Origin of the sequence: Fibrobacter intestinalis (genome assembly GCF_900167415.1) — a bacterium.
In the GTDB taxonomy this organism is placed as follows: domain Bacteria; phylum Fibrobacterota; class Fibrobacteria; order Fibrobacterales; family Fibrobacteraceae; genus Hallerella; species Hallerella intestinalis.
Window position 1 is genome coordinate 20,400 of record NZ_FUWU01000037.1, and the last position, 12,386, is coordinate 32,785.

The 12,386-nt window shown below is 47.1% G+C and carries 9 protein-coding genes; 7 read left to right on the forward strand and 2 right to left on the reverse strand.

Going from position 1 to position 12,386, the window contains the following annotated elements; translation table 11 throughout:
- Positions 1–278: 278 nt before the first annotated feature.
- Together B5D40_RS10335 and B5D40_RS10340 are read left to right on the forward strand one after the other, a co-directional pair.
- Positions 279–2,867: a hypothetical protein gene (locus B5D40_RS10335; RefSeq protein WP_078776838.1), complete on the forward strand. Its 2,589-nt coding sequence runs from the start codon at positions 279–281 to the stop codon at positions 2,865–2,867.
- Positions 2,864–3,649, forward strand: coding sequence for a hypothetical protein (locus B5D40_RS10340; protein ID WP_143394530.1), 786 nt, complete (start codon positions 2,864–2,866; stop codon positions 3,647–3,649). Before B5D40_RS10335 ends, B5D40_RS10340 begins: the two co-directional genes overlap by 4 nt.
- 23 nt (positions 3,650–3,672) lie before the next feature.
- Here B5D40_RS10340 and dapF read toward each other — a convergent pair whose 3' ends face one another.
- Both dapF and mnmA read right to left on the reverse strand, forming a co-directional pair.
- Positions 3,673–4,488 (reverse strand): diaminopimelate epimerase, encoded by an 816-nt coding sequence (gene dapF / locus B5D40_RS10345; protein ID WP_078776843.1) that lies wholly within the window; start codon positions 4,486–4,488, stop codon positions 3,673–3,675.
- The gene (mnmA, locus tag B5D40_RS10350; RefSeq protein WP_078776840.1) at positions 4,488–5,570 is read right to left on the reverse strand and encodes a tRNA 2-thiouridine(34) synthase MnmA; all 1,083 of its coding nucleotides are present in this window, start codon (positions 5,568–5,570) and stop codon (positions 4,488–4,490) included. Before mnmA ends, dapF begins: the two co-directional genes overlap by 1 nt.
- 141 nt (positions 5,571–5,711) lie before the next feature.
- Between mnmA and B5D40_RS10355 the strand changes: the two genes are divergently transcribed.
- From B5D40_RS10355 to B5D40_RS10375, 5 genes are all read left to right on the forward strand, one after another.
- Positions 5,712–5,975: a chorismate mutase gene (locus B5D40_RS10355; protein ID WP_073304595.1), complete on the forward strand. Its 264-nt coding sequence runs from the start codon at positions 5,712–5,714 to the stop codon at positions 5,973–5,975.
- Entirely contained in the window at positions 5,976–7,085 is a 1,110-nt protein-coding gene (locus B5D40_RS10360) for a prephenate dehydrogenase/arogenate dehydrogenase family protein (protein ID WP_073304520.1), read from the forward strand.
- 3 nt (positions 7,086–7,088) lie between these two features.
- Positions 7,089–8,411 (forward strand): 3-phosphoshikimate 1-carboxyvinyltransferase, encoded by a 1,323-nt coding sequence (locus tag B5D40_RS10365; RefSeq protein ID WP_078776841.1) that lies wholly within the window; start codon positions 7,089–7,091, stop codon positions 8,409–8,411.
- Positions 8,408–9,289, forward strand: a complete 882-nt coding sequence (locus tag B5D40_RS10370) for an NAD(+)/NADH kinase (protein ID WP_073304517.1) — start codon at positions 8,408–8,410, stop codon at positions 9,287–9,289. Before B5D40_RS10365 ends, B5D40_RS10370 begins: the two co-directional genes overlap by 4 nt.
- Before the next feature lie 161 nt (positions 9,290–9,450).
- Positions 9,451–11,865 (forward strand): cellulase family glycosylhydrolase, encoded by a 2,415-nt coding sequence (locus B5D40_RS10375; protein ID WP_078776842.1) that lies wholly within the window; start codon positions 9,451–9,453, stop codon positions 11,863–11,865.
- Positions 11,866–12,386 lie beyond the last annotated feature (521 nt).

Consider the following 12,386-nt stretch of genomic DNA (forward strand, 5'->3'; position numbering starts at 1 on the left):
TGGAGCGCAATGCGTCGCAATCCATTTTTGAAGATGAACTTTTAGAGGATGCCTAAGATGAATTATTCCGCATTGAGGTGACCGTTTTTATTCTCCATACAAACTTTTTGATTTGAACGGGAAATTGCTTCGTTCTGGAGTTCTCCGCGGTAGAACTCTCTCCACGCCGCCTTCGCCTGCAGTTCTCGAAATTGGCGGGAAAAGGAAATTCTGAAATAAAAACAGAAAATATTTTTTTTTTGACTATATTTGTTCTGTATAGATGCGGGAGAATATAAATGTTCTATCGTTTTCTCATCTTGTTGCTGTTTTTTATCTGTTCTGCATCGGCCGTCACGGTGGAAAGCCGTGACGAACAGCTTTCGAACGTCTCTCAAACATCCCTCCGTATTCGTCTTTTTAACGATTCTGGCGATTCGCTCAAAAACGTGGAATTGCGCTATTTTCTCTCGAAGAAGAAATTGCCGGTTCATGTAGAAAAGTATTATCCGGCAAATTTGCTTGCAGAAATGGTGTCCCCGGATTCTGGCTCGCCATTTTTGAAAATATCAATCCCCACAATTGCTCCCGGCGTTTTCCCAGACAGTGGGGGCATTTCGCTGGGGTTGCATTTTGCCGATTGGAGCGACTTCGAAAAGGAGAAAGATTTCAGTTATCCTTCGTCGGAAAATTTCATTGCCACGGGGAAAATTGCGGTTTACATGAATGGGGAATTTGTACAAGGCGTTCTTCCGGGAAGCCTTTCGGAGGCGAATCCGTTTTCGCTACAGTCGGGTTCTGGATTTTCTCTTTCTCCCGGAGAAAAGGTGCATTTCGCTTGGCGAGAAGTCGATGGGGCGAACAGCTACCGTTTGAACATTTTATCTGCGGCGGATTCCGCGGTTGTTTTGCGACAGGAAACGGAAGCGACCAAGGTTGACGTGGCTTTGGATTCCGGGGAGTATTTGTGGAATGTGGAGGCTTCCGAATATGGTCTGGGGAGTGCCGCATGGAATTGGGACGTGAAGCCCTTGGACGACTTGTTTTGGCAACGGATTTCGGTTTTTACCGATACTGCCTGGATTCTTGAAAATAAGCTGGATGTGACACCGCTTGCCGCTCGCAAGGACACTCGGCTTTTGGATGTCAAATGGGGCGAAATGGCAGTGGCGCGGGAATGGGACAAGCCGCATTTGGGACACGGGCATTACGACGAGGAGGAAAGTTACCGCTGTTGGGCTGTCGGGGCGCAGGTTTTGAATCATTATTACGGTGGAAATATCACTCAGGACGAGATAAAGTTGAAGTTTAAAGGTTATCCGGGTCTAGCCGTTTTTTCGGATTCTGTTAAGGCAAAAATTCTTGGGGCGTTTTTGCATTATTATCAAGGAGGACTTGATACTATATATTTTTCTTCTTTGTTGCTTTGGGTATTGAATGATTATGCTTCTCTAATTCGCAAAGATTCTCTTCCATCGGAAAATGATGTAAAAACTTGGATTGATGCTGGCGTTCCTCTTTATGTTTGGACTGAACGCCATGTGATGATTCTGGATGCGTATCGGGTTTCGCTTTCGGGGCGCATGGATGTGCGCCTGTTGAATACGGACAACGACGGGACGGTGGAATGGCGGGTTTTGAAATCCTCCGCGCTGGAAGGCTTTATTGCGGCGACCGTGAACGGTCCCGTCCGGATGACCGACGCACGAATCCACACAGATGGCGACGATGACGGTATGATGGATTACGATGAAATCGAACGCTTTGGAACGAATCCGGGAAATTCGGATTCCGACGGCGATGGCATTGACGACAAAACGGAAGTGCTTTCTTATACGATACGAGATACTCTTTCTAATGATACAATGGGTCTAAGACGCGGTTTAAATCAATTGACTTTTGCGGATATAGATGAAGACGGACTTCGTGCAGAATTGGACTTTGATTCGGACGGTGGCGGTAAAGCTGACGGGGAGGAAGATAAAAATAAAAATGGATTGAAAGACGGTGACGAATCCGATGTATATGATGCCGGCGATGATTTGAAATTGGTAGAAATTGATTTGGATGTTCCTGATTCGATAACTCTTTATGCGTTAGGACGTTTGTCTGTGAACGATGGAGTGAAATGTCGTCAGAACTCAAAAAATTGTGACATTGCTTCGGAATCAAAAGATTCGGCTTATGCGGTAAATATAGGACGCAGTGCTTATGTTCGTCGGATTGATGCAAAAGGAGGCGTTTTGTTGAGAGATTATGCAACGGTTACTGGAAATATCCGAATTCATTCTTTGCCATTGCGCAATCTTTCTCTAACATTGCAAAATAATGCGAATTTTAGTAGGACCTCTTTTTCTCAACTAGAAGCTCTTTGGCCCTATCGTGTTGCCGAACTGCCTGAAATGCAAAATGTGGGGCTGGCGACAAAAGAAATTTTCTATAACGAAAGTTATACTTTAAAAGACGGAGATAGGTTTAAAACGTTGAAGGTGCATCCCGGCGGAACGCTTTTGATTGAATCCGGCGAAATGTACGTCGGCAATATTCAATTGGAATCTGGCAGTAAGGTGCTTTTTGTGAATCCGGGAAAGCGAACCATTTTGCATCTGGACGGCAGCGTGATTTGGCGTTCTAGAGCTTTAAACGATGATTTGGAAAAAGTCGGTAAGGGTTTCAAAGTCATTCAGTATGGCACAGAAACAATGATCGTCGAAGGAATGTGGGCGGGGACGATTTTTGCGCCGAATGCAGATTTGATTTTAGGTCAATCCAATAAAAAACTTTACGGACGTTTTTTAGGCAAGAACGTAACCGTTCACCAATACGCGCAAGTTTATAGTGTTCGTTTTAATCCAGAAACAAACTCTGTTATCGCCAGGAGGAAATGATGAAAAGACTTGGGATGATTTTTTTAGTGCTTTACATGTTTGATTTCACTCATGGATTCTCTCCTTTTTTCGGAGATTTTTGGTTGGACTTTATACAGATTGATACATTAAAAGTTCAGGAAAATATTTGTGAAGTTTATGCGGATGCTTTTGTTGATAGTACTAAAAAAGAAGATTTCCTTGGACGTGAAAATTGTTTTTATGGGGGAGGCACTTTGGGTATTTTATCTCAGTTAGATACTACTGTTGCATTCTATATTAACGATATTAAGCTCGGACCTTATTTTTATATAACAAGAAATCAACAAGCCTGTGAGGGCGAATCTTTGGCGTGGTTAGAAACAGTAGGAACTCCGGGGACTCATCAATTTAGTGAAGTTTTGATTTTTGAACTTTTGCGTTTTCAAGAACTGGGCGTAATCACAAATGAACGAGATAGTTTTGAAATTCAATTAAAAGATACTTTGGCCTCAATGATTGCAAGAAAAGATTACTGCCCAGATTTGGAATCCACAGATGGCATGATCGGACCGAACTGCTGCTCTCTCGTGGAAAGCCCTTCGGCAATTCCTATGCGTTTTTTTGTGCAAAATACTTTTCGGGTGTCAAAAATTTCTCAAGGCAAATTCCATATCGACGGCGTAGCTCTCGGCTCTCCGTACAAACTTTTTGACCTGAATGGGAAACTGCTCCGTTCTGGAGTTCTCCGCGGTAGAACTATCGCCACGCCACTCTCGCCTGCAGTTCTCGAAATTGGCGGGAAAAAGTTCTTATTGCGCTAAAGGGGTTTTGCTCCCGAAAAATGTTATTCGTCAAAAGTCCCTTCAAAGACAAATTCCGCAGGTCCGGTCATCATCACGTGCGAATTGTCTTCGCGCCACTCGATGTGGAGGGTTCCGCCCAAAAGTTCCAGATCGATTTCCCTTTCTGTTTTGCCGTTGAGAACGCAAGCGACGAGAGTTGCGCACGAACCCGTGCCACAGGCGAGGGTTTCTCCAGTTCCGCGTTCCCAGACCCGCATTTTGGCGTGAGTCGGGGAAAGCACTTCTACAAATTCGATATTCGCTTTTCTCGGAAACGCTTTGTCCATTTCGTAGGCGGGACCTTTGGTGAGGACGGGAGCTGTTTGGACGCTATCGACAAAAGTTACCGCGTGCGGGTTACCCATCGATACGCAAGTGAATTCCCGCCCGTCAATTCGGATGCGGTTTGTCGGTGCGGCAACAGGAATTTGTTCGGGTTCCAAAATGGGAGCACCCATGTCAATCGTTGCGGATTGAAAATTTTTGCCGTCATGGTGAATGACGATGTGCTTAATCCCCGCTCCGGTTTCCAAATCGAATTCGTCTTTTTCTTTTTGGAAAAAACGTTCCCATGCAAAACGCGCCACGCAGCGGCTCGCATTCCCGCACATTTCCGATTCGCTGCCGTCTGGATTGAACATTCTCATGCGGATGTCCGCTTTGTCGGATGAGCAAATGAGGACAAGCCCATCGGAGCCGACTCCGAAATGCCTATCGGAAATTTTTGGGGAAAGTTCTGCGGGATTTTTGACGACTTCGTTTCGGTTGTCGATGTAGATGTAGTCGTTTCCCGCACCTTGCATTTTGGTAAAAGCAATCATTGGAAATCCTCGGTAAAAGATTGGTCGATAATCGCGCTGGCAAGAACGGCGTCATTCCGATAAAGGGCGACGATTTGTCCGGGCGTTACGGCCATTTGCGGCTCGTCAAAGGTGACGTATAAATTGTCGTCTTGAATGTGGAATTTGGCCGGAACCAGATTTTTTCCGTGTCGGATTTTGGCAAGGGCAATGCCTTCGTTTTCCGTATCGCCTAAAAGAAGTCGGTTGATGCTGTGCGCCTTCAAGGATTTGGCGAAAAGCTCGTTTTTGGTGCCGAGCACGACTTGATTTTTATGCGGATCCAAGCGAATGACGAAGAGCGGTTCTTTCAATCCGCCGATGCCAAGCCCCTTTCTCTGTCCGATGGTATAGTAAACGATGCCGTTGTGCTTGCCCAGGACGTTGCCGTTTATATCGACGAAATCCCCAGGCCGAATGTCTTTTTTGTCGAAGAGGACGGAATAATCGTCGCTTTCGATAAAGTCTTGGCTTTCGGGCTTTTGGGCGAGATCTTCAAAGCCGGATTCTGACGCCAGTTTTTTCACTTCCTGTTTGGTGAGTTCGCCAAGGGGAAAAGTGACGCGAGAAAGCTGAGCGGGAGAAAGCCGGGACAGAAAATAGGTCTGGTCTTTGGTCGGATCTAAAGCCCGTCGCAAAAGTCTGCCGCTTTCGGAAATTCGCGCGTAATGCCCGGTCGCAAACATATCGAAGTCGAACAGTTCGTTGGCTGCGTCAATCAAAAATCCGAATTTCATTTTTCGGTTGCATTCTACACAGGGATTCGGCGTGCGGCCCGCTTTGTATTCAGCGCGGAAATAGTCCAGGACGTTTTTTTTGTATTGCTCGGCGAGAGGGATTACTTCGTATGGAATTCCCAGGCGCTTTGCAATTTCTTCGGTTTCCTGTAATTCGTGAGTTTCTCCGGGACCAAAACATCCGCCTTGCCCGCGGTCGGGAATGGGGATGGAGCCGTCCCAAAGGCTCATGGTGACGCCGATAACTTCGTGTCCTTGTTTTTTGAGAAGATAGGCGGCCATCGTGGAATCGACACCGCCGGAAAGTCCGACTGCGATTTTCATGCTGAAAAATATAGAAATCAGATGGCTTCCTTATGCGGGAAATCGCGCTTTATCGTTTCGAGGGAAATGGGAACAGCGGATATAAACGTTCGTTTGGATGCAGAGCGGTTTCTTTTGGACTTTATTTTCTACTTTTTCCCTATGGACATTGAGAACTGGCGAAAAAAAATTGATGAATTGGAAAATACGCTTATCGGGCTTTTGAATAGGCGCGCGGAATACGCGGTGGAAATCGGGAAAATCAAAAAGTGTCAAGGGCTTCCCGTATTGGATGCTTCGCGGGAACAGGAAATTCTTTCCCGGGTAGCGCAGAAAGCGGAAGTGCAGAAGGGCCCGCTTTCGCCGGAATCCATGCGGCGTATTTTTCAGGTAATTATGGCGGAAACCCGTCAGGTGGAAAAATAGATGTTTTCTTTTCAACGGATTACATTTGTCGGTTTTGGCCTTTTGGCGAGTTCCCTTGCCGCCGCGATAAAGCAGGCAAAGTCCAAGGTCATTATTCGTGCGGTCAGTTCGCCCAAAACGCTTGAGCGTGCAAAGGAATTGCAAATCGCCGACGAGACTTTTGGCTACGAGGAAATGGAAAGCTGGGTGGAAGGCTCCGATGTGATTCTGCTTTGCACGCCCATTTCGGTCATCCTTTCGTTCTTGAAAAAGCTTTCGCAGATGAAGCCTTCGCGTCCGATTCTCGTTTCGGATATCGGCAGCACCAAGGCCGAAATTTGCCGGGCCGGGGAATCTCTTCCCGCGCCTTTTCGTTTTGTGGGCAGCCATCCGATGGCCGGTTCAGAAAAACATTCGCTGGAATTTAACGACCCGTCGCTTTTTGAAAATGCCTACTGGTTTATTTGCCCGCCTTCGGGAATGGACGCGTCGGAGTATCGTTATCTTTCGGAAATCATCGCCTTTGTGGGATCCACTCCAGTGGTGTTTCCGCCGGAACATCACGATCAGACGGTCGCTTGGGTCAGTCACATGCCCCAGATGGCCAGCACAAGTCTGGCGGCGAATATCCCTGCTCGGCTTTTGGACAATGGTTATCAGCATTTTGCGGGGCGCGCTTTTCGGGACATGACCCGTATTGCGGCGTCCAGTTGGGCGATGTGGAAAGATATCGCCGAAACCAACAAGCCGGAAATTCTGCATGCGTTGGACGAGTATATCGCGGGATTGAAAGCGACCCGGGATGCGATTTCGAATATCCCCGCCGAAGAAGAAACTTTGCATCGAATCTTTTTGCAAGGCAACGAGGGGCGGGCTTCGCTTTTTGCGCCCGGAAAAAATTCCAGCAACAGCTTTTTCCAGTTGACGGTGCAGCTCAAAGACGAACCGGGATCGATTCTTTCCGTGCTGAAGCCATTGGCGGAAGCCAAGCTGAACATTCGGGATGTGGAATTGATGAAAGTCCGGGAAAATATCGCGGGCACGTTGCTCCTCGCTTTTAAGAAAGAAGAGCAGGCGAATGCCGCCCGGGTTATTTTGCAGTCTTTGGGTTTTGTGGTTACGGAACGTTAGCGTATGGAAGAGATTGTTGTAAATCCGGATCGGGAACTTTCGGAATACGCTTTGGTGCTCGGACTTCTGGTTTCGGGCCGCACCACTTTGGACGATTTTGTGTTCACCGAACGCAGCCGGGCTTTTGCGGAAATCCTTCAGGAATTCGGACTGGTCATCGAAGAAAAAGGGAATAGTACGATTTTGACGGGAACCGGATTTGCTTATAAAGTCCCCGTACTTTTGCGCTTGCCGGAAAGCGAAAACGCTATGGTTCTCCTTTTGGCGTTGGCATCCAAAGATTGCGAAACGCTGTTTACGGCGACGGGATCGGAAGCGACGCTTGCTTATGCGAAACGATTTTTGCAAAGCGTTTTTGGCGCTGTTTTAGAAAGCGAATCGGAAGAGAATTTTGTTTTTTGTTTTGTCCAGGATTTGCCGCTTCTTAAAGAAACCCGCGAAGGTTGCATTCCGTATTTATCCAAAAATGCCGTCCTTTTAAATGCGCTGGTCTGCGGGAAAAATTTGGAATTTGAAGAACGCAGTCAGGTGCGCTCCGGCTTTGTGGATATGCTTGGGTATTTCGGGGCGAACATTCAAGTGCAAACGACGGGCGGGCAAGAGATGACCGAAATGGAACGCCGGATTGCCAAGGCCCGCGGCATAAAAACGGAACGACGGATTAAAACTTCCATCCAGGAAACGAAGATCTTGACTAGCCGGGATTATTTTGTTCCGGGCGATCCGACGGAAGCTTGCGCATTTGTCTCGCTGGCGGTTCTTTCTCCGGTTTTCAAAGGGAAAAAAGTCACTGTCAAAAATGTTTTGATTTCTTTGGATCGGGCTGGTGTTTTTTCGGCTTTAAAACGGATGGGTGCAAAAATCGATATGGGCTCTCGGCACGAGCGTTATGGTTCAGCCTATGCCGATATTGTTGCCGTATATGAAAAAAGGCTTTCTTCACGGCGTCTAGGCGAAGACATCCTCTGCACTTGTCTGGAAGAGTATCCGTTCATCGCGCTCTCAGCGAGCACTGCCGATGGAGAAAGCATCTTGCGGATTCCCGACAGCCTTTCTAAGGAACTCCGCCCGCTGTGCGAAAATCTTTCCCGGAATTTAAAACAGACGGGAGCTTCTATCGGTGTTTATGAAGAGGGTCTGGTTATTCGCGGTCGTGAAGAACTGGATGCGGGACGTTTTGATGCCGAAGGCAATCCGGTTTTGGGACTGATGTTCCACGTTTTAAAACTGTTTTCACAGGGCGAAACGCATATTGAAAACGCCGAAAGCCTTGAGTCCGTGTTTCCCGGAATCGTAAACAAATTAACCCAACTCGCTCAATCATGAAGTTCTCTAAAATTGGAATTGTCGGATATAAAGAACAATCTCCGGAGCTGCTCAAGGCGATGGAAAAAATTTCCGCCTTTGCGGTGCTGCATCCAGCGATTTCTTTTTATGCGGTTGAATCTTTAAAAGGAATGGCGCTTTCAAAAATCCGGATGGTTTCGGAACGTTTTCTGCGGCAATGCGATTTGTTGATTGCCATTGGCGGCGATGGGACTTTTTTGAGTACGGCGCGTATTGCGCTTGGCGTTCGCATTCCCATTTTAGGGGTGAATGCGGGGCGGATTGGATTTTTGACGGAAACGCCTGTGGAAAACTTGTCCGAGGTTTTAGAATCCGTTTTGGCTGGCGATTTTACAACTCGCAACCGCATTATGATCGATTCTAAAATTTATCAGGGGAAAAAAATGGTCGCCTCGGAAACCGTATTGAATGAAGTCCATATCCGGGCGCACGCTCCAGAGCGCATGGTGAACATCAAGGTGGAATACAAAAATCGTCCGCTGACGGAATATTGGGCGGATTCATTATTGGTATCAACGCCGACGGGAAGCACGGCATACAATCTTTCGGCTGGCGGTCCCATTATCTATCCTTCGACGGATGCTTTTGTGCTGACTCCGGTGGCTCCGAGCAGCCTTTCTGTGCGTCCGTTGATTATTCCAACGGATGCGACTTGTCGCGTGACTTCTGTATTGAACGCCCCTTTAGATCTTGTTTTTGATGGACGCATTACTCGGGTTTTGGAACCGGGAAATTCGCTGGTTTTGACCAAGAGCAAAGACGTGACGACTTTTATCCGCATGAAGAATACGGGCTTTGTCAATGCGCTTCAAGGCAAATTGGGCTGGACGGGAAAACCGAAATTGGCCCAGAAATAATCGGCTCGGTTAAAATATTTTTGAGAAGAGTGTCACGGGGAATATGATTTTTCTCACATAGAGAACAAGGTGGGAACAAAAAGAACCATTTGTAAATGCCATTTTACGGTGCTTGCTGTGGGGAAAGATATTTTAAAGGGGATTTTTCTTTGTGAGGTCTTATGAAATTTTGCGCTCTTTTGGCAGGAATTGCTGTCGCGGCAACTTTTAGCTTTGGACGAGTCGGTCCTGTGAGCCAATATGGGCAACTTCAGGCGGGTAAAAATACGAATGGCGCGGGAAGAATTTACGGTTCCTGTCCCGCTTATTCCACTTCGGGAAACGAAGTTCAAGTTCAGGGCATGAGCCTTTTTTGGAGCATAGCTGCCGATGTGGGCACTCCGTTTTGGACGGCGGATATTGTATCTGGGCTTGTCGAAAAACAGAACATCCAGTTGATTCGCGCGCCGATGGGTGTCGATGAAGACTGGGGCTCCGGAAATTACTTTACAAATTCATCTTATTATCAGGGGCTAATGAATACGGTGGTGCAGGCGGCCATCAGTAACGATATTTATGTGATTATCGACTACCATTCTCACAAGGCGAATGAAAATGTGGAAAATGCCAAGACGTTTTTCAAATACATGGCGGAAAAATGGGGAAAATACGACAATGTGATTTTTGAAGTTTTTAATGAACCCACAGAACAAAGCTGGGGAACGATCAAGAGTTATGCCGACCAGGTGATTTCCGTTATCCGCCAGTATTCCGACAACTTGATTATCGTGGGAAGCCGTAATTGGGACCAGTATCCCAATGAAGCGATTTCTAATCCGATTTCGGATAAAAACGTCGCCTATACGTTCCACTATTATGCGGGAAGTCATTATACAAATAAGGAAGGTGCGAATGCGGTTACGGCGATGAACGCAGGCCTTTCCGTTTTTGTCTCGGAGTGGGGAACGGTTGACGCTTCGGGCAATGGCGGTTTTAATAGCGGCAATAGCGCCACTTGGCTGAACTGGATGAACAATAATAAACTCTCTGGCGCAAACTGGTCCGTTTCCAATAAAGATGAAAGTGCTTCGTATTTTAATGGTTCGGCGTGGAATTATTCGGAAAGTGGAAATTGGGTGAATACGAATGTTTTCAGCAAATTGCCGACTTCCTACAAAGCGTGTTCGGGCGTTTCGGTGAGCTCTAGTTCAACGGCTTCCAGCTCTTCGTCGATCCCGGCGGGCTATACGGATTATATTGACGATTTTGAAGATGGGGACTCTTTGGCGTTTACCGGAGGTGTCTGGTATGCTTATACAGATAAGGGCGATGCAGGGCAGTCTTCGATTTCGAACACCCCGAACACGGATAAAAACGGCGTTGCGGGTTATGATGTTGTTTTTTCTGCTGACAACGGCACTCAAAATATGGCGGGGCTAAAAAAAATCGTTCTTTCGCAAGGCGGGAATAAATACGAACCTTATGTCGCGTTGGGAGTCAAGCTGAATCCGGATGAATCGGCTTATGATTTGTCGAGCTGCAATACGATTTCCTACAAATACAAAGGTGCTGCGCACAACTTTAAAGCGGAAGATATGAATGTTTCCGATTATGGCTTCCATCAGGTAGCTAAATTGGCAACGAATTCCTGGACTTCGGTCAATTTGTCTTGGTCGCAGTTGAACCAGCCTTCGTGGGCCGATGCAGTAACCCTTTCCCAAAAGCGCATCAATAAGTTCACTTGGGAAATCAAGGGCGATTTGAAAGGAACGCAGCCGACCTACAATTACTTGTACATCGATGATGTGCGCTGCAATGGAATGGCCATTAAGCCGGTCGTTCCGGCTTCCAGCAGTTCGGGAAAATCCAGTTCTTCTGCGGCATCTTCATCGAGTGTCAAGCCTTCTAGCTCTTCAGCGATTTCCTCGTCGAGCGTCAAACCATCCAGTTCTTCAGCGATTTCCTCGTCGAGCGTCAAACCATCCAGCTCTTCGGCGATTTCCTCGTCGAGTGTGCAATCCTCTAGCTCCAGCATTTCAACCTCTTATATTGTAGCAGGAAATCTGTCGCAGACTGTCGCCAAGGGAAGTTCAATAGAAACCGTTACGATTTCGAATGTGACTTCTTTTATCCGGCTTTCTTGGAATTTGGGCAGCTTCGGCAGCCTGAATGTGGAGCCTTCAGGAACAACGGTGACAATTTCCGGAAAAGTTGAAACTTGGGCTTCCGTCGGCAAAGTCACTGAAACTTTGGTGATTAATGGAGACACGGTGTATTTCAACATGAGCATTGTGGAAGAAGGAACGGAAATTTCGAGTTCCTCGGCGGAAAACGGCTCCAGCAGCTCGGACGGTTCAACGGAGATTGTCATGCTTCCTTCCATGTCCTCTCTTTCTGTTGCGCTTGTCGGGCGCTCTTTGGAAATAGCGAGTGCGAATCCCGTAAACGTGGAAATCTTCGATATGCAGGGACGTCTTTTGAAGAGAATCCCGCAGGTGAATGGCTTGGTTTCGTTGGCATCCTTGCGGCAGGGTTCCTATATCGTTCGGGTACGTTCGCTTTCGTCGAATTGGACAAGACGAATTTCGATTCGTTGATTTTCTCCACAAAGAGAGAAAGGTCTCCGCTTCGGCGGAGGCTTTTTTGTATAAATCGAAAAGCTGGCGGCAAGTGATGCGAAACCCGAAAATTGTACACAACAATCGAGATTTTTATGGGAAATTATATACAATCTTCCTCCAAATTCCTTCAAATAATTTTTTTTCAAAGCGTGGATTTCTTTTTCACAAGGGGAATTTCTTCTCGCAGACTGCGAGGTGCTCGCCTACGCCCATGAGCCTTGGAAGCTCTGCTTCCTTTAGGCGAATTGTGCAAAGCCGAAGCAATCTGTGCTGGCACCTCGTCATTGCGAGGAGCGTAGCGACGTGGCAATCTTGTCAGCGGGAAAGGATTGCTTCACCCCTCCGGGTTTCGCAATGACGGTCGCTTTCAAATATGACTGATTTTCTCCTTGGTGGGTACGCAATGACGAATACTACTAGTCTCCTCGAAGATAATGCCTGCAAGCAAGCTTGCTGCGCAACATTCGCCTTGCACGCTTTTGCAAAGGCTCCCTTCC

Coding starts and splice junctions, on each gene's coding strand:
- B5D40_RS10335 (WP_078776838.1), top strand. CDS start 279: ATGTTCTATCGTTTTCTCATCTTGTTGCTGTTTTTTATCTGTTCTGCA.
- B5D40_RS10340 (WP_143394530.1), top strand. CDS start 2,864: ATGATGAAAAGACTTGGGATGATTTTTTTAGTGCTTTACATGTTTGAT.
- mnmA (WP_078776840.1), bottom strand. CDS start 5,570: ATGAAAATCGCAGTCGGACTTTCCGGCGGTGTCGATTCCACGATGGCC.
- B5D40_RS10355 (WP_073304595.1), top strand. CDS start 5,712: ATGGACATTGAGAACTGGCGAAAAAAAATTGATGAATTGGAAAATACG.
- B5D40_RS10360 (WP_073304520.1), top strand. CDS start 5,976: ATGTTTTCTTTTCAACGGATTACATTTGTCGGTTTTGGCCTTTTGGCG.
- B5D40_RS10365 (WP_078776841.1), top strand. CDS start 7,089: ATGGAAGAGATTGTTGTAAATCCGGATCGGGAACTTTCGGAATACGCT.
- B5D40_RS10370 (WP_073304517.1), top strand. CDS start 8,408: ATGAAGTTCTCTAAAATTGGAATTGTCGGATATAAAGAACAATCTCCG.
- B5D40_RS10375 (WP_078776842.1), top strand. CDS start 9,451: ATGAAATTTTGCGCTCTTTTGGCAGGAATTGCTGTCGCGGCAACTTTT.